We start from the raw sequence: 19,335 nt of genomic DNA on the forward strand, positions 1-19,335 counted from the left end.
TATTTACATTCCAATTACCCTATACCATTAACAAAAAATAAGAATTAGTAATCATATGTCTCTGACACAGTTTTCGGATAGCCATATTGTCGATGTTTTCCAGTCTGACAAATACCAACTACTTGAAAAAATTGGAGAAGGTGGATTCGGTAAAGTTTTTAAGGCGCGCCAAATAAACACAGGGCAAATCGTTGCACTAAAATTTCTGGCGTTAGAACCACAACTAGAAGCGACGAAAAAACATAGATATGCCGAGCGTTTCAATCGTGAAACCTTACTTTGTAGTCAATTAAACCACCCAAATATCGTACGATTATTAGATAAAGGACAATTAAATGAAAATTTAATGTTTGGAGTCTTCGAGTATGTGGAAGGACAAACATTAAGGGACTATCTAAGTCAAAATGGCGCGATTGATTCTGTGTATGCAACCGACATCATGTTGCAGGTGCTAGATGCACTTATTCATGCCCATCAACAAGGCATCATTCACAGAGACATAAAACCAACCAATATTATGCTTAGCCAGTCTGGTGCAAAAACTTATGCCAAAATACTTGATTTTGGTATTGGTACGCTGGCACAAGAAACTCGCCAGCATGACTTTGAAACGATCACGCTTACACAAGAAACATTAGGCACACCTTCTTACAGCGCACCAGAACAATTACGTGGTGAGCCAGCCTCAGCTAAATCAGACCTTTATGTCTGGGGTTTGGTATTTTTAGAATGTTTAACCGGCGTGCCTGCGGTAACTGGCACAAGTGTCGCCTCGATTTATCACAAACAATTAAGCGATGTACATATTCCAATTCCAAGCGCCCTACTTGGCCACCCTCTTGCAGGGCTTCTCAGACGCGTACTCAATAAAAGCGCGTTGGAGCGCGTGATCACCGCAACCGAGGCATTCTCTGAACTTGCACGAATGAACGTATCGAACCTTGTTGGTGTGCTAAATGATGTTAAAGCTCAACATGGTTACGACGAAACCACAGTAATGATCCGTGATGACGATCCTAATCATCGCGCCATTCAAGAATATACGGCGCTTACTGAGCGCAAGCAGCTCACTGTTCTTGCGGTAAGATTAAGTGTCAAAGCACTCGACAATCAAGATAAAGACTTCGATGTCATAGACACGGTTTATAAATCTCAACGCAATCACTTTATTGATATCGCGACTCGTTACGGCGCTTATCACGTGGGTAACCTCGCCGATACCAGCTTGTTTTATTTTGGCTACCCAGTTAGTAGCGATAACGATGCGCGATTGTCTGCCCGTACCGCACTTGAAATGATAAGCGAACTTGGCAAACGTAACGCACTAATGCAAGAAGCCCATAGAGTCGCCCTTAATGCTCACATTGGTATTCATACCGGTGTATTTATTACCTACGCCAATGCCGTACCTGAAGGTCATCACGCAAATATTGCAGCAGCACTCTCCCGTGAAGCCGGCGAGCGCCAAGTCTTATGTAGTGCAGAGTCACGCTCACTCCTTGATGCTTTTTCAGAATTCAATCTGTACGGTCAAGTTCAAATAGGCCCGTTATTTGAACTAACGCCGGTTTATAACTTGCAAGGAGAACGTCGCATCGAAGCATTTGGCTTTATGCGTGGTACAAAGAACCATCATGAACTTGTTGGTCGTCACCTTGAGCTTGAACAGACACTTTCACTCATTAATAACGAAGTCGAAGGTGCAACCCGCATCGCGCACATTCATGGTGAAGCTGGCATAGGTAAATCTCGGCTGCTGCAAGAAATTCGTGCTAATGCACCGCAATATCAGCATTTAGTCGCCCAGTGTTTACCAGAGCATCAAAATAATGCTTTGTATCCAATTTTAACGTTGGTCAAATACCTCTTTAACACCGATCAGCTTGACGCTCATTCAGCCAATACCGTTTTTAGTTATGTATTATCGAATAAGGACGGTGAACTCGATTTAGCGCAGGCTATCCCTGTGTTGCTAGTTTGGCTCAATATCTCCCTTGATGATGAAATTACGCCTTCTACACTTTCTCCCGATGAGCAGAAGCAAGTGTTGTTTAAAGGACTTTGCGCATTGTTACTGTCAAATCGTCACGGGCTCAGTAAGTTTAAACTCTACATTATTGAAGACATTCACTGGGCAGATAGCACCACCTTAGAGTTTTTACATCACTTTGTCGGTGCGCTCGCTTCAGGTGATGTTTTACTCAGTACTTCAAGACAAGCGGTGCCAACTCAGTTAAAAGACCTCACCCTAGTGGATGTTTGTCTGAAAAAACTAACCGAGAAGGCCACCGAAGATTTTATCATTAACCTGTTTGATGGCCGCCGAGTGTCAGAGCGGGTTCTCAAGTTGCTTACCAGTCGCACCGACGGTATTCCGCTATTTATTGAAGAACTTGTCAACATGCTTAAGCAAAAGGCATTGGTTGGAGATAAAGGTGGAGAGATTGACTTTCTCGCACCAGACACACTTGACCAAGTACCTACGAGTTTAAGAGAGTCATTACAACAAAAACTAGATAGTCTTAGTCACGCCAAAGAAACAGCGCAACTAGCAGCCACAATTGGCCGAGAGTTTGAATATGATTTACTGGTTGCGACATCTTCTTTAAGCGAGAACCAGATCCAAAACGACTTAAATGAACTGATAGCAAACGACCTTATTGTGCAGCAACGTCGTGTTGATAACGATAGCTATATCTTTAAGCATGCGCTGGTGAGGGATGCGGCTTATGAAAGTGTTAATCAAACCAGTATACGTTTGTTACATTCAGTGGTTGCTCAAACACTAGACTCATTCAAAAGTGAAGATTACACACTAAGAGCAACTCATCACGAAAAAGCGCTTGAATACACTGACGCAACATTGCTTTGGAAACAAGCTGCAGAAAAAAGTACACAGTTAGCAGATATAAATTCTGCAATACAACATTATACCTGCGCACTTAATACACTCACGCAATGTACAGGCAGTTACGAAAACAAGCTCACAGAAATTCTAATAAGAAATGCGCTAGCACTACACTTGGCTACCACATTGGGATATGCAAACAGCAGTATCACACCACATATCGACCGTTCCCGAGCACTGTGTAGCGAGCTCAACAACCCCCCAGAGCTGTATTCAGCTTTTTGGAGTATTGCATTAATTCAAGTCGTTAAAGCCGAGCATATCGAAGGATTGAACACGATACAGCAACTACTTGAAATGGCTAAGCAGCAAAATTCTGCAGCATTGGAAATAGCAGCTCTTCATTTAAAAGGCGGGATCGAATGGGCTAAAGGGGATCTGCTATTGGCTGACAAGACCTTTACTCAGGCATTGGCACTTTATAACTATGATGAGCACCACGAATACTTCAAAAGCTACCCATTTCCATTTGACTGTGCAATATCCTCACTGCCAATTCATGCCGGAGTTTCTTGGCTCATGGGTGATTACGAACGTTCTGACCAACAGCGAATTAAAGCTGATAGACTGACCGAATTAGATGATATTCCCGCATATCAAGTTCACGTTTACGCCCGTCATGCCTACATTGGAGTAATATCCAGAAGACTCGATCTGGCCGAGTATTACGCTGAAAAGGTCCTTTCACTTTCTGAGAAGCATGGATTCGCGCTTTGGTTATCCATTGGTAACGTAATAAAAGGCTGGCTGATGTGCCTTGATCACAATGTATCTGAAGGTCTTCCCCTCGTTCGCTCTGGTTTAGATGCTTACCTGTTAACGGACTCTATTGGTCATGTTGCTTGGCTACGAACAATGTATGGTGAATGCTTACTGCTTGCAGAAGATACTCAAGAGGCTTCAGAACAGTTAAATATTGCTATCAATATTGCAAATGAAAAACTTGATACGTTTTACTTACCAGAAGCTTATCGACTTAAAAGTATGCTGTGTACTACAGAGTCCGCTCGTAAAGAACAATTAAAAAGTGCTAAAGAAGTCGCTGAATTGCAAGGGGCACTTGGATATATCAATAAGTATTTAAAATAGGAAATTAAGAATGATAACTAGAACATGCTTACTGGTAGCATTGGGCTGTTCAGGGGTTGCAAGTGCATCAACAACTTTGCTTCCTGCAGACGTTTCATGTGATTTGAGCACGAACAATGCGATTGCCAATTTTACGCTTACACCTGAACATTTATACGAATACTCATGGCAAACTTTTATTGCGATTAACCAACAAAAACAATTCGGCAAGCTTTCATTACCTGCTTGGGCTGACTGGATTAATACCGCAACACTTGCTGAAGTCAACTACACAAATGGCTATTTAAAGGAGTTCAACACGCCCGTTTCTGTTGAAGGCAAAGATACTCGAAAAAATATTACCACAGTAGATAGCTGGCAATGTGACTCTGGTTGTTTAGACTTAGATATGTCGTTAAAGCTAGATGGCGACGAAATCAAAATGCTGGGCCTGAGAGATAAAAATAACAACCCTGTATTTTTTGAAAAGCGGGTAAATGATAAATGGATGGAAGCACTATGGGATACCAAAGAAAACCTGAACGAAATTGATAACAATCCAGCTCTCAAAGACCTTGCGGGTTTCGCATTTAGGTGGGGCAGTTGTGGGCAAGGTAACACATCCGCTAAACAGCCTCAGATTGCATTAAAACTGGGTTGGCGCATACTCACAAGCAAAGATGATAAACTGAGATACATCACCATGGAAAACATTAAGTTACATGGTTTTGCAGTAAAACAAACTCTCGGTCTTATTGCCATGCATGTCGGGGTTGGTACCAGTTCAAACCTATTGGTAGGTGATAAACCGACTTGGACTTGGTTGACATTTGAGCAGGTTGATACGCTTGAAAGTGAAACCCCAAACACGATTCAATATAGTTTCATTGCTCAGGACGAATATAGCTGTTCCAATATATATACAGCCAATAGACCGACACCTCTTGTTCGAGATGAACCAATTCCCACTCTAGCTGCAACATATAATGATCAGTATCGCTCTAAACTAAAAAAACAAAACTCTGTATTACAACATTACCAGCTGATTGGCTCACAATATCCACATATTGATAACGCGGGGTCATACCAGCGCTTTGACAAAAATGTTAGAAGTGTGGTTTTTGAGCCTTTTCTAGCTCAGGTTAATAGCAAATGTGAAATTCCCAAATCACAGTGGACCGTCTCTGAAAGTATCAGAAATAAAGGGTCTGATTGCGCGAGCTGCCATAACAACCTAAATTATTATTACAATGAAAATAAAATAAAATGGACAGAAAGATTCAAAGATTTCACTTTAATAAACAGTGGAATACCTGGTATACCAATGAAAGAAATAACATTAAACCCTAAGGAAAAGTAAAATGGTTAACAATGCATTCATAGACTATCTAAACAGATTAAATATTGATTTAGACTTCAGATTAAATAGTCAGGACAACCCAATAAAATCATTGAATGGTTATGTAGACAACAAAGATATCACCGAAGAATGCTTAACTATTGGTGGTAATAGTAAACTTTGCAAACAACCTGAAGAAAATCAACTTATCAAAAGCAACTTTTCTGCTGCACTAAACAACGAAGATTTTATCAGTGACTACCTTTCTCACTTCGAGGGTGAGAAAACAAGCAGTAAAGCTTCTATTACCGAAGGAGTTGAAGTCGTAGCGTTACTTAATTTCTTACGTTCGATAGCATATGAAGAAACGTCTCACAGTGAATTTATTCAATCTCCAAGTGACTATATATCAAACTTCAGCGTAGAGTATAACAACACTAAAGCAGAGCTTTCTGCAGACGTTAAAGATGAACTACTTTCGTTGGTCTCTCAGTTTGGAGATATAAAAGGTAATGAGGAGAAATTTGTACGTGAATTATTCTCTCTTAAAATTATCTCGCAAAATTTAGCTGATAACGCGAATATTATTTGGTAATACGGTGAATACTATACTTAACAGAGTGTTAGATGAATCTCTCCACGAATTGTTAGGTAAAAAAACAACTGAAGGCTTGCAAGAAATTGCAAGCCTTTTTCCTCAGCTGTTTTCATCCTACTATTTAGAAGTAAGAGATCTAGCTACCCATGAATTTAGTCGATTGGATTTACTCTGCGCTATCGATCACCAATCCCCTAAAAAACGTACAAACATTTTCGATAATCGTTGGCTTCCTTTAATAGAAAATTTACGAAGCACCTACGCTAAATTGAAGTCCCTTGACGAATTTACTCCGTTTTTATGGCTTGAATTCGATAATATTCTGGTAAACAAACCAGAAACCATCGCAGCTCCAGGTGTGCATTACTGTCTAGAATCTGGCTATCCGGAACAACTCGCAGAGAAAAATGCACAGCTTAGCCACTATAAACCATATGTTTTTTCTATGGGCCTGTGCCAACAATATCACTCAAAAGCGAGTTTAACGCTATCTAGACTATTCAAACACTTACCGCTTTCGGGTCATATCATACATATCTCATTTATGCAGCAACGTAAGCCCGCCACAACAAAGCTATATATTTCTATGCATCAGGATGAGGTTATAAAATACTTGGAAAAAGTGCATTTTCCCGGGGATGTAAAGGAAGTCGAGAAGATGCTACTGTTTTGGCGTGATATAAATGATAGCCCCTACTTATTTTTTGACTTAGCTATTGGAGACACACTGTTTGACCATTTCGCATTGGTCAGCTCCCCCGTATATTTTGATGAGCTCAACAACAAGTTTTCATTCCTAGAGAATAAGGCCGAATTATCGAATAAACTATGTAAGAAGCTGGCTTCATCGGGACTAATTACTCAACAGAAGTCGTCACTGATACAACAATGGTCATCGTCAAAATTTGAATTAGCTTGGACTTGGGTAGATTTTAAGCTGGTTAAAGAACCGAATAGAGCTGTTTACTCAAAAGCTTACTTAGGCCTGCAATCATGTGTAAATTAGAGCGCGCTTTGCGCCCTAATTTACAACATTCCATTATAAAGCGAATTTCCCTCTTGCTGCATGAAGCTTCTTATAGCTTTCAATAAGACGCAGGTGCTTATCTAAACCTTCCAACTTCATGTTAGTGGGCGTTAAACCATAGAATTTCACATCACCATTAATTGAGCCAATAACCGCATCCATCACGTCTTTAGAGAACATGCGGGTGAAGTTGTGGATGTAATCTTCTATTTCTAGCTCGTCATCCAATGCAATTTCAAGTGTGGCATGCATTGCTTGGTAGAATAAGCCACGCTCAACCGTGTTGTCATTAAACTGCAAGAAGGTCTCAACTAGTTCAATGGCCGTTTCGATATCGCCAAGCGCTAGATAGATTAAAATCTTAAGCTCAAGAATTGTAAGCTGACCCCACACCGTATTTTCGTCAAACTCAACACCAATTAGGGTGATAATATCGATATAGTTATCAAGCTGGCTGTCTTCTAAGCGCTCAACCAAGTTAGCTAATGCTTCGTCATCTAGAGAATGGATGTTGAGAATATCTTCGCGGTATTGCAACGCTTTATTGGTGTTGTCCCAAATCAGATCTTCAGCAGGATAAACTTCAGAAAAACCTGGTACCAAAATACGACAAGCGATCCCTAAGTCTGTAAATTCCGCAATATAGGCTTCTTTACCTAACCCTTCCAAAATGCCAAATAACTTATCGCACTCTTCTTCATTAGTGCCTGTAAAATCCCACTCAACAAAATCGTAGTCATGCTTCGCACTAAAGAAGCGCCATGAGATCACACCCGTTGAATCTATAAAGTGTTCAACAAAGTTCTCTGGCTCAGATACCGCCATGCTGTTAAACGTAGGTTTTGGTACATCGTTTAAGCCTTCAAAACTGCGCCCTTGTAACAGCTCAGTTAAACTGCGCTCAAGTGCCACTTCGAAGCTTGGATGCGCCCCAAAAGAAGCAAACACACCGCCTGTTTTTGGATTCATCAGGGTCACGCACATTACTGGGAATTGACCGCCAAGAGATGCATCTTTCACCACCACTGGGAAACCCTGCTCTTCAAGCCCTTTGATCCCTTCAACAATACCTGGGTATTTAGCAAGTACAGACTCTGGCACGTCAGGGAGCACGATTTCTTGTTCGATGATTTGCTTTTTCACCGCGCGTTCAAAGATCTCAGATAAACACTGCACCTTCGCTTCAAACAGGTTATTACCGGCACTCATACCGTTACTTAGGAATAAATTTTCTATTAGATTTGACGGAAAATACACGGTTTCACCATCTGAATGGCGAGTGTACGGAATAGAACAAATACCGCGCGCTACATTACCTGAATTTGTGTCGATTAGGTGCGAACCGCGTAGTTCACCTTCTGGATCATAAATTTCACGAGTGTAGTCGTCTAAAATCTCAGTAGGAAGCGCATCATCAGCTTCAGGCTTAAACCACTTTTCGTTCGGGTAGTGAACAAATTCAGCATTTGCGATTTCTTCACCAAAGAATTGATCATTATAAAAGAAGTTACAGTTTAAACGCTCAATAAACTCACCGAGTGCCGAGCAAAGCGCGCTTTCTTTGGTTGCCCCTTTACCATTGGTGAAACACATTGGTGAAGCAGCATCACGAATATGCAAAGACCAGACGTGTGGCACGATATTACGCCATGATGCAACCTCAATCTTCATGCCTAAATCCGATAGGATCTTGGTCATATTTGCAATCGTCTGTTCCAGCGGAAGATCTTTACCTAGGATAAAAGTGCTGTCGCTTTCGCTGGTATCAACCATCAGCATAGCCTGAGAATCATCTTCAAGGCTTTCAACCGCTTCCACTTGGAATTCAGGTCCCGTTTGGATCACCTTTTTAACGGTACAGCGGTCTATTGAGCGCAGGATACCTTGGCGGTCTTTTTCAGAAATGCTTTCTGGAAGCTCCACCTGAATTTTAAAAATTTGGTTATAACGGTTTTCAGGATCAACGATGTTGTTTTGCGCCACACGAATTCCGTCCGTTGGAATGTCACGCGCATTACAATATACCTTCACAAAGTAAGCTGCACAAAGCGCTGAAGAAGCTAAAAAGTAGTCAAATGGACTTGGTGCTGAGCCATCGCCTTTATAGCGAATTGGCTGATCTGCAATGACAGAAAAGTCGTCAAATTTGGCATCAATTCTGAGATTGTCGAGGTAATTTACTTTGATTTCCATTGGAAGGTTCCGGTGTGTTGCAATCGAAAACGCTAATTGTACTTGAGGATGCAAAGCGGTGCCAATGGAAGTTTCTGTTTATTCAAGTTGAGTTAATATAAACAAAATCCACAATGTAACCCACCGTAATTGCTCTAAGTGGCATTTTACGACACTATAGTCTGTGCTGTAGCTGAGACAGACTCTATTTGGCAGGCGAGTGAATATACTCGACAAACAACAACACTTAAGTCTGACAAGCAACAAAATAACTAGGAAGTACACACATGACGATTGTGAGCAAAAGCAAATTTGATTTATACAAAAACAACGGCTTCGTTTTATTTGAACAACCTTTACCGGACACGCTGCTGGAAAAACTGAAACAGCTATCTAATGCGCTTGAGAGTAAAGCAAAACAAGCACAGAAAGACGGAAAAGTCGCGATTCAATACCATTTATCAAATGAATCAGGTGAGCCAAAACTCTTTCGTTATAATGATTTGCTTTTTGAAGCGCCAGAGTTAATTATCGAACTACTCGCAACACCAGCAATGTTAGCGATCAGTGAACACTTTTGTGGTGCAGGCTGTGTCCCATTGCAATGCGACCTAGTCTGCAAATATCCACATCCCCACCCTCACATAGCCTGGCATCAAGATGCTCCTCATTCTCGTCATTTTGCATATTTAAATGTCGGTATCTATCTTGATGATGCGAATATAGATGACGGGTGCTTACGCTATTTGCCAGATTCCCAACACCAACTTTTGGATATTTATTCTCTCTCGAGCAAATATGGCTGGAACATTCCTGGGGTTGTACAACAACCAGCTAAAGCCGGAGATATCTTAGTTCAAGACATGATGGTTTTACATGGCTCTGAGCCCAAACGCAGTGAAGGTCCGAGAAGAACAATATATGTAGAGCTTCGACCGCTTGCGGGTGTCAATGAAAATCAAAGTAGTGAATGGGCTGAGCTTAGAAAGCAGTGGATGGCACACGTTATTCAGGCTGCAGATCCAGAAGACGTACCTGAGAGTTGGCTAGCCGTTTATGGTGAACCCAATTATGATTTAAATACGCTAGTAGAGCGTATCAAACAGAAACGAGAGGCTGTGATCCCCGCAGCTTGGGCACCGAAAATTGTTGAGCATCCGGACTACCCTACCCCCGCCGACCTACGTTAGTCTGCATGAAGAAGTAATTGTCACCGCTTATCGATGACAATTACCTCTGACCATACGGTGTTTGAAATTTTCTCTCACTCCACCTTAGCTAAAATCAAAAACACGATTTACTTCAATGCCATAGCACACTTCTTCAAACCTAAATCGTTTCATTGTTATCCCTTGGGCTTGGTCGAGGTTTACCGCCCCATGCTTTTCGTAAAAGCGTCTCGCTTGTTTGTTCTGCTCATAAATCCAGGTATACGCGCTTTGGCAACCTTGCTCATAAAGCTTTAATAGACGCGCCTTCAACAGCGCTTGACCTAATCCACGGTTCTGATGGCTTGGCAAAATATAACCGCGATATAGTTCACCGGCATTTATTCTCGATACTTTTTGGCTAACCGGATTATACATTCGACGGTAATTACCCGCCGCACCGCAGCCTAATATTTTCCTGCCATCAGTCACAAGCAAAGCCGTTTGGGTTGCAGAATTCTTAATGATATCAGACCAAATGGTTGCGAAAAATTCGACGGTTCCCCCTGCTAGCACTTGCTCTGGTAAAAACCCGCTAAAGGCCGCTTGCCAGCTCACTTTAGTCACAACCGCCATTTCTTCTATATCTGCGGTGCTAGCAGTCTTTATGGTGATTTTTTCTGGCAGGTTAAATACGTCAACAAATGCCTTTTCATCTAACTCAGTGATATCCATATAAACACTCAAAAGCTCTTTTAGGTAACAATTAACACATTATTGTTACAATCTGTGATTTATACAAATATTTATTCCAACTTCCTTCTTGCTTTGATATTTATCGTTTTTCACAAGGCTGACCACTATCAAAATTTATACCCAAATTGATAAATATCATCTAGGAAAAGCTCCTCAGCCAATTTTAACGCTAAATCTGAGTAGTAATGACAGTAGTGCCTACTTGATGCTTGATTATAATAAGGCAAATAATAATCTTTGCTCCCCAACTTTCTTAAAATTCGCTTACTGTCTTGTTGATAGTTTTCAAAGCGGCAAATTTCATTGACGAGTGAATTTCCCAAATGGTCAGATAACTGGGACCATTGACTCCACCCTATTCCGCCGTGCTGCTCTGTAACCATTTCTTGTACAAATAGTTCAAACTTCTCTTTCTCATCATAATGACGTTTCTCAGATACCACTTCTGAGTGTAGACTTTTACCTTTCTCTAATAGTGAATACCAAGAAACAAGTCTTTCCCATGGGTTACGTACAAAAGCAAATTTAAACGTACTCTCAAACGCTTCCGGCAATGCCGCTCTAGCCTCTAGAAGCGACGCATGCTGGCTGCCTATCATCCTTAGGTCTGGCGCCGTTTTCCTGAGGACACTACATAACGACGTACCGCCAGTGCGACTAATGTGGCAGAACAAAAAATTGTACTTTTTAGAATAAAACATAATCCTCAATCATTTCAGACTGCAAATGCATTTTCTTCACTTTGTTAAAGCCTCCTTGGTCAAGAATAGCTACAAAGTCGAAATCAGGTCTCGCTGACTCACCTTACCAAGTTTAAGCTGCTCGTAAGAATGATAGATAGCTTTTTTGCTATCTTGCAGTCGCTGAGTAATATCTTCACCTTCAAGTAACGCGGCTTGCGCGGCCTCTAGCCTATCTTGCGTATCGGTAATAATTGCGGTTAGTTTTGCTTTATCTGATCTAATTAGCGTACTGTCCTGCTCAACTTTTTGCTCAAGCATAGTTAACAACTCTGAACGCACTGAAACGGTTTTATACTCTTTAAAGTCTAATCCCAGATGATTAAATAACAGCGCTTGATTCATCTCTTCTGGTGCAATTTCTACTTCAATCGGCATCTCTACAATGTTCGTCATCATTTCACGATACATCTCGATGTTATATTCACGGCTGCCTATTTTGTGACTTGAACTCACCAAAGATTCATGGGCTAGCTTTTCAGCTTGCTCAAAATGCTTGGTAAGGTAAGTCGATTGGGTGTTGTTCGGCGCTTTTTCTTGTACAGCCTTTGCGGCTTCCATAAACGAAGGTGTTCCCGAGTTTTTTTCCGCCGAATTAGAAATGTCTTGATCACTCACAATATTATTGTTCTTACGACTATAAAAATCATTCGAACTATACATTTGTGAATAGGGTGAATTTTGAATGTACATACTCGCTCCTTGGTGCATTGGCTATTCTAGTACAGCAATAAGTGCGCCAAGGGAGCGTTGTTAACCTGCTCTCGGATTAGTTAGGCTCCTAAGAGTCTTTTAACCAACTTTTGGATGTAATCGGGTTCTACCAAACCAAAGTTTGCCGTTCAAGCGCTTAATATTACTGCGCTTGAGGCAAACTTTTTCCGCTATTGATTAATTAACTTTCTCACGCCAACGGATCATCAACATATATACTACGGGTAACACCACTAAGGTAAGTAATAGCGCGCTTGCCATACCGCCCACCATAGGCGCGGCGATGCGGCTCATCACCTCAGAACCAGTGCCCGAACCATAAAGGATTGGCAATAATCCGATAATAATCGTTGCCACCGTCATCATGACTGGACGAATACGCTTGCCCGCGCCTTCTAAAATGGCATTGTTAATGGCCTCAACTGTCAATGTGTGTGGTTTATCTTTAAGCTCACTAATGGCTTGGTTGAGATACACGAGCATGATCACGCCTATTTCAACCGCAACACCTGCAAGCGCTATAAAACCAACGCCTACCGCGACCGAAAAGTTAAAACCCTCAAGGTATAGTAACCACAGTCCACCAATCATCGCCATAGGTAACGTCGCCATGATGATTGCCACTTCGCTAAAGCTTCTAAAGTTCAAATAGAGTAAAACGATAATGATCCCAAGCGTGAGCGGCACCACATAAGTCAATTTAGCTTTAGCACGTTCCATATACTCGTATTGACCAGCCCAACTGATGGAATAACCTGCAGGTAACTCCAGCTGTTCGCTCAGTACTTGTTTAGCGGCTGCCACATAGCTGCCAACATCGACACCGTCTAGATCGATAAACGTCCAACCATTAATGCGAGCGTTCTCGCTTTTAATGCCCGGTGGCCCGTTTTCAATATAGATAGTTGCCACATCACCTAGGGCAATATTTAATCCCTCGGCGGTGACTATAGGAAGCTTCCGCAGCACTTCGGGAGAATCGCGTAAGTCTTGCGGGTAACGCAAGCTAACCGGATAGCGCTCTTGTCCTTCAATGGTTTGCGTGACATCCATTCCACCAATTGCAGTTGCGACCACTTGCTGTACATCAGCAATATTGAGCCCAAATCGCGCGGCTTTATCACGTTGAATATCGACCTTAATATAGCGCCCCCCAGCTACTCGCTCTGAATAGACCGACGCTGTACCCTCTACCTTGCTCAGAATACGTTCAAGATCTTGACCAATCTTTTGGATAGTATCTAAATCTGGACCTGCGACTTTAATCCCGACAGGCGTTTTAATCCCCGTCGCGAGCATATCAATACGCGTTTTGATGGGCATCACCCAAGCATTGGTTAGGCCCGGAAACTGCACTAGCTTATCGAGTTCTGCTTTTAGCTTTTCAGTGGTCATTCCCTCACGCCACTGATCTTTAGGTTTTAATTGAATAAAGGTCTCAATCATCGTCAACGGGGCAGGATCGGTTGCGGTTTCCGCGCGACCGATTTTACCAAAGACATTTTTTACCTCAGGCACCGTCGCTATCAACTTGTCGGTTTGCTGTAAGATTTCTCTGGCTTTACCAATCGAAATACTTGGATATGTAGTCGGCATATACATTAAATCCCCTTCATCCAAAGGCGGGATAAACTCGCTGCCGATTTTATCCATTGGATAAAAGCCAACGACAGTAATAGCTGCAGCGGCCAGTAACGTCAACTTAGGAAAGCGTAATACTTGCTTTAATAGCGGCGTATACGCGCCAACCAACAAACGATTGATTGGGTTTTTATGCTCGGGCACAACTTTACCGCGAATAAAGTACCCCATCAGCACAGGAATAAGCGTAATGGCAAGCCCCGCAGATGCGGCCATCGCATACGTTTTAGTGTATGCCAGAGGAGCAAACATACGCCCTTCTTGCGCCTCAAGAATAAACACAGGTAAGAAGCTTACGGTAATAATTAACAAACTAAAGAACAGCGCAGGGCCTACTTCAGAAGCCGACTTCGCGACGATTTCCCAGCGATTTTCATCATTGAGTGGCGTTTTTTCCATGTGTTTGTGCATGTTTTCAATCATTACGATTGCACCGTCGGTCATCGCCCCGATAGCTATGGCTATACCACCAAGGGACATGATATTTGCATTCACGCCTTGAAAGTACATCACGATAAAAGCAACCAAAATGCCAAGTGGCAAAGTGATCACCGCAACTATGGAAGAACGAATATGAAATAAAAACACCACACACACTAAGGCCACCACCACCAGCTCTTCAAGTAACTTAGACCAAAGATTATCAATGGCTTTGGTGATAAGCTCGGAGCGATCATAAACCGTCACCACTTCCACCCCTTCAGGTAAGCCTTGTTGTAGCTCAGCAAGTTTTTGCTTTACGCCGTCGATGGTTTTTTGCGCGTTTTCTCCAAAGCGCATGACTACAACACCGCCCACAACTTCTCCCTCGCCGTTAAGCTCAGCAATGCCACGACGCATTTGCGGTCCAATATTGATAGACGCAACATCTGCTATCGTTAATGGCGTGCCTTTGACAGCTTGCCCAAGTGGGATAGCTTCAATATCTTTAACGCTTTGAATATATCCCGTACTTGTCACCATATATTCGGCTTCAGCCATCTCAATCACGGAAGCGCCCGATTCTTGGTTACCGCGTTGCAGCGCCTGCTGTACATGCGTAAGCGGAATACCGTAAGCGCGCAATTTGTTGGGATCAACCTGTACTTGATACTGTTTCACCATACCGCCAATCGGCGCGACTTCTGACACGCCAGCAACCGATTGCAACTCAAACTTTAAAAACCAATCTTGTAGGCTGCGTAGTTGGCTAATATCGTGTTTACCGGTTTTATCGACTAATGCATAAAGATACACCCAACCCACCCCGGTGGCATCAGGACCCAATTGCGGTTTTGCCGCATCAGGTAATTGTGGTGCGACTTGACTTAGATACTCGAGTACACGACTGCGCGCCCAGTAAAGATCCGTTTTATCGTCAAAAATAACGTACACATAGGAATCCCCAAAGAAGGAATAACCACGTACGGTTTTTGCGCCCGGCACAGAGAGCATTGCCGTGGTCAGCGGAAATGTCACCTGATCTTGCACCACTTGTGGTGCCTGTCCTGGATAAGGTGTTTTAACAATGACTTGTACATCAGACAAATCCGGAATAGCGTCGACAGGCGTGTTTTTAAGGGTAAATAGCCCAGCCCCCACTAGCATTAGTGTCAGCAGTACCACAAAAAAACGGTTGTATACTGACCAGCGAATTATTGCTTGGATCATTGTAAACGCTCCTTAGTGGCCTGAGTGCATATTCATCGACATCTCACCTACAGGTTTGATATCAGTCACCACAAATTCGTCACCCACTTCAAAGGTGAAAGTCACCTTCATTCCTGTCATAAGCTGGCTTAAATCAATGTGCTCAGCTGCAACAAAGTCCATCGTCGTAGCTGGACGGTCCCATTTTTCAATGGCGTCGCGAGAAATATTAAGCACTCGGGTGTCAGGGGTGATAGCGTTTATCACGCCACCCACTGTTGCTGTGGGTAAGGGACTTTCGGTCGTACTGCCTTCAGACATAATGTGAATGCCAGTCAGTAATACGCTACCGTCATCCTGTTTCGTGGCTTCAAAATGCAAAGTCTGTCCGGCGTTTAGTGCGTCAACATCGACACTGTCAGCTACTGTAAAATCCATCACCATTTCAGGCCATTCCCACTCGGGTACGGGTTGATGATCGATATTCACCACTCGACTTTGGTAGTTCACGCTTTGAATTTCTCCTTCAATCCAAACTGATTTAGCCTCAGCAACTGGCGCCATACGCATAAAGTCAGAAGTAATGCTCGATTGAGAATCAATCAGGAACTGGGCTGACGTAACAATCTTGTCTCCTTCGTTAAGACCATTGAGGATTTCAATATTTTCATCACCAATTTGACCCAGTTCAACGGCAACCGATTTAAAGCTACCGGGTGCGACTTCAACGACAACACGATTTTGTTTGGCAGTGCGGATCACAGCTTCACTCGGCACTTGCAATACATCGTCACGAGAATCGGCATGAATGTTCACTTGCGCAAACATATTCGGCTTTAACAGCGCATCACTGTTGTCAAACCTGAGCCTGACTCTAAGTGTCCGTGTTTTTTCATTGAGTGAGGGGTAGACGTAATCGACTTGCCCTCGCCACGTTCTGCCGGGTAAAAAGTCTAACCTCATGGAAACCGCTTGTCCCTGAGCGACCAACATAGCATCACGTTCAAATACGTCAGCTTCGACCCAAATTTCGTCAAGTTTGGCGATACTCATGAGCGTTGTGCCTGGTTTTACGTAAAACCCTTCTCGGATCTGGAGTCCATCCAACACCCCAGATTGACGCGCATAAAAGGTAATGCTTTGATGCACTTCACCCGTTTTTTTCAGCGTGTCGATAAAATCATCACTCAGGTGTAATGCCTTGAGCCTTTCGTGCGCTGCGTTTATCAGCGCCTGATTATTACGCTTTCTAGCGATAAGATATTCTTCTTGCGCATTGACCAATTGCGGCGAGTATAAGGTGTACAGAGGCTCACCCTGTTTCACTGGATCTCCTGCGGCTTTCACGTAGAGCTTTTCAACCCACCCCTCAACTCGAGGATGAATGTGGACTAGGCTATCTTCGTTGTACTGAACATACCCAACCGTACGGATTTGGTGAGACATCGCTTGACGCATGGCCACCGCAGTGCGAACGCCCAAGTTGTTTTCAACGTGAGGCGCTATTTCCACAACCCCCTCACCGAATTTTGCATTCGTGGACTCTTCTTCGTACACTGGCACAAGATCCATTCCCATCGGCGACTTACCAGGCTTATCACGACGATAGTTCGGATCCATAGGCGCAACCCAATAAAGTGGTGCTTTCTCAGCGTTTTGCGCTACCGCAGGCTCGTTACTTGAAGAGAGGTTCATCCCAACTAGTACGCCGACCGTTAATGTCGTGACGGCAACCAGCGTCATTTTTAAGTTGTTATTCATGGCTTGCACCCTCTTCAATTTGAGCCAAATAGTAATTACTGCGTACCACCGCTTTTAACAATGCAATATCAATGGAAAGCGCTGATAACTGGGCGTTCAATTTCGCGATGCGCGCCCTCACTACCTCGGAAAAGTCGCCATCATCATTAGTATATGCTGTCAATGCAGCTTCGGCTTGCTCTGCACTTTGTGCCACAATTGATTTTGCGTATAGCGATTGCCTCTCTTGCAATCGTTGGATAGTTTGAATTTCTCCATTTAAGCTTGAAAACAGCTGCTTTAGCACCAGCAATCGGTCGGTTTTACTCGCCTCAACTTGTGCAGTTGCTGCCGCTTTTTGCTGGTCTTGTTTTCCATCTGTAAATAACGGAACGTCGAATGACACACCAACGCTAAAAAAGTCAGTGCGAGACATTTGATTTGGTGCATCATCTCGATATGCATAACTCGCATTGACGGAAAACTGTGGTTTATATGCCTGCTCAGCTAACTTTACCCCTTGATTAGCGCGGTATGTATCAACGTCGGCTGCAACAACCAACGGGTGATGAGTCAAATGTTTTACTACAGCTTGGCTATCAACTGGGCGTTGCTGCATTAACTTTGGCGCAATTGAGCGGATCAACGGCAGTTTCACTTCGTTTTGTGCAAGGACACTCAGCGCATTTGAATTAGTGAATGCATCATTTAAAAGCCATTGCGAAAGCTTTGCCTTAGCGGTGTTAAGCTGCTGATAAGCCGCAGAACGTTTGTCGTCTAACTGCATCACCTCAAGCTGAGCACGGATCACATCTTGCTGGCGTGTTGCACCAAGCGCATTGGAGTAGCTGGCATTGGCAATTTCGACCATTTGGTCAAACAGCACGCTATCACGCTCAATCAATTCTAAAGTTTTTTTGGCTTGTACAATATCAAGCCACACCTGAGAAACGTCGCGGCGCACTTGCGCTTTTCTATCCGCTTGTAAAATCGGTTGCTTTTTAGCGTCAAGTGCCAATTGCTGGCTCTTAATTTCTAGGCTATCTCCTCGCGGTAACATCTGCATCACGCCAACTTTAAGCTGAGTCATCCCCTCTTGATTAAACTCCCAACTATCCACAGGCAGATTCATCATACCGATGGACACCTGAGGATCAGGATAGCTTAGCGCTTCGCGGCTCATAGATTGCATCGCAGAACGCTTGTATTGGCTAGATTTAAGCCAAGGATCGTTACTGATAGCAGCATCTATCGCTTGCTCTAACGTTGCAATATTGGCCTGTGCTATCTGTGGCAGTATCAGTGTTGCGATAAACAGGGAAACTTTAATTGTCATTAGAATTGCTCCTCATAGCTGTCGATTTCAGCAAAAATCTCATAGCTCCCATCTTTTTTAAGTAGCAATACTTGATAAGGCATAAAACGCTCGCCAACTTCCATACCAGGCGATCCAAGTGGCATAGCCGGCACACTCAAGCCGATATTTTGTGTGTCTTGAGTTAACGTTTCGTTTTGCAAAAACTGTTTAATAAACTTGGCAGGAACATGCCCTTCAAAAATAAAACCATTTTTAGAAACTCCGGTGTGACAAGATTGATAATTTTGCTTAATACCAAACTTACTCTTAAGTGAGCCAAGATAATTTAAATCGGTGGCTTTGTGCGCGATACCTTGCGCAGTTAAATGGTTTAACCACAGCTCACAACAGCCGCAGGTTGGAGATTTAAAGACTTCCAATTCTATATTGGATTTACCGTATGCCGTGGCACTCATTAGCCATAGCGTCACCACTAAATAAAACTTTTTCATGCTAACCTCGCATGCAATACCTATTGCGTTACTACAACGGGTATTA

The 19,335-nt window shown here is 43.0% G+C and carries 13 protein-coding genes; 5 read left to right on the plus strand and 8 right to left on the minus strand.

All coding sequences use genetic code 11. The annotated features are described in order from the left end of the window. The first annotated feature begins 55 nt into the window (after nt 1-55). Genes NH462_RS17470 through NH462_RS17485 form a run of 4 tightly spaced genes read left to right on the plus strand, consistent with a single transcriptional unit; the run spans nt 56 to nt 6,919 of the window. Nucleotides 56-3,997 carry a TOMM system kinase/cyclase fusion protein gene (locus NH462_RS17470; RefSeq protein ID WP_253106877.1) on the plus strand — a complete coding sequence of 1,314 codons (3,942 nt, stop codon included), beginning with the start codon at nt 56-58 and terminating at the stop codon, nt 3,995-3,997. A gap of 10 nt (nt 3,998-4,007) precedes the next feature. Continuing rightward, entirely contained in the window at nt 4,008-5,336 is a 1,329-nt protein-coding gene (locus NH462_RS17475) for a hypothetical protein (RefSeq protein ID WP_253106879.1), read from the plus strand. A gap of 1 nt (nt 5,337) precedes the next feature. Beyond that, the gene (locus NH462_RS17480) at nt 5,338-5,910 is read left to right on the plus strand and encodes a hypothetical protein (RefSeq protein ID WP_253106881.1); all 573 of its coding nucleotides are present in this window, start codon (nt 5,338-5,340) and stop codon (nt 5,908-5,910) included. 25 nt (nt 5,911-5,935) lie between these two features. Beyond that, complete coding sequence (locus tag NH462_RS17485) at nt 5,936-6,919, plus strand: hypothetical protein (RefSeq protein ID WP_253106883.1); 984 nt, start codon at nt 5,936-5,938, stop codon at nt 6,917-6,919. A gap of 33 nt (nt 6,920-6,952) precedes the next feature. On the opposite strand, the gene NH462_RS17490 is transcribed toward NH462_RS17485, so the two are convergent. Next, complete coding sequence (locus tag NH462_RS17490) at nt 6,953-9,133, minus strand: OsmC domain/YcaO domain-containing protein (protein WP_010377770.1); 2,181 nt, start codon at nt 9,131-9,133, stop codon at nt 6,953-6,955. Between the two features lie 266 nt (nt 9,134-9,399). Here NH462_RS17490 and NH462_RS17495 point away from each other — a divergent pair, with 266 nt between their 5' ends. Further along, entirely contained in the window at nt 9,400-10,302 is a 903-nt protein-coding gene (locus NH462_RS17495; RefSeq protein ID WP_253106884.1) for a phytanoyl-CoA dioxygenase family protein, read from the plus strand. 84 nt (nt 10,303-10,386) lie between these two features. Here the strand turns inward: NH462_RS17495 and NH462_RS17500 are convergent, their stop codons facing one another. The 7 genes from NH462_RS17500 to NH462_RS17530 form a co-directional block, all read right to left on the minus strand. Then, entirely contained in the window at nt 10,387-10,995 is a 609-nt protein-coding gene (locus NH462_RS17500) for a GNAT family N-acetyltransferase (RefSeq protein ID WP_253106885.1), read from the minus strand. 128 nt (nt 10,996-11,123) lie between these two features. Then, nucleotides 11,124-11,717: a sulfotransferase family 2 domain-containing protein gene (locus tag NH462_RS17505; protein ID WP_253106887.1), complete on the minus strand. Its 594-nt coding sequence runs from the start codon at nt 11,715-11,717 to the stop codon at nt 11,124-11,126. A gap of 69 nt (nt 11,718-11,786) precedes the next feature. Then, on the minus strand, nt 11,787-12,449 hold the full coding sequence (locus NH462_RS17510; protein ID WP_253106889.1) for a hypothetical protein: 663 nt from the start codon (nt 12,447-12,449) through the stop codon (nt 11,787-11,789). Nucleotides 12,450-12,647: 198 nt separating this feature from the next. Further along, complete coding sequence (locus NH462_RS17515) at nt 12,648-15,761, minus strand: CusA/CzcA family heavy metal efflux RND transporter (protein WP_253106891.1); 3,114 nt, start codon at nt 15,759-15,761, stop codon at nt 12,648-12,650. Nucleotides 15,762-15,773: 12 nt separating this feature from the next. Beyond that, entirely contained in the window at nt 15,774-17,501 is a 1,728-nt protein-coding gene (locus NH462_RS17520; RefSeq protein WP_253106893.1) for an efflux RND transporter periplasmic adaptor subunit, read from the minus strand. After that, complete coding sequence (locus NH462_RS17525; protein ID WP_253106895.1) at nt 17,494-18,816, minus strand: TolC family protein; 1,323 nt, start codon at nt 18,814-18,816, stop codon at nt 17,494-17,496. The genes NH462_RS17520 and NH462_RS17525 overlap by 8 nt, the downstream gene beginning before the upstream one ends. Beyond that, complete coding sequence (locus NH462_RS17530; RefSeq protein ID WP_253106897.1) at nt 18,816-19,289, minus strand: DUF411 domain-containing protein; 474 nt, start codon at nt 19,287-19,289, stop codon at nt 18,816-18,818. Before NH462_RS17530 ends, NH462_RS17525 begins: the two co-directional genes overlap by 1 nt. Nucleotides 19,290-19,335: the final 46 nt, after the last annotated feature.

The sequence above is a fragment of the Pseudoalteromonas sp. OANN1 genome (genome assembly GCF_024124685.1).
GTDB lineage: Bacteria > Pseudomonadota > Gammaproteobacteria > Enterobacterales > Alteromonadaceae > Pseudoalteromonas > Pseudoalteromonas piscicida.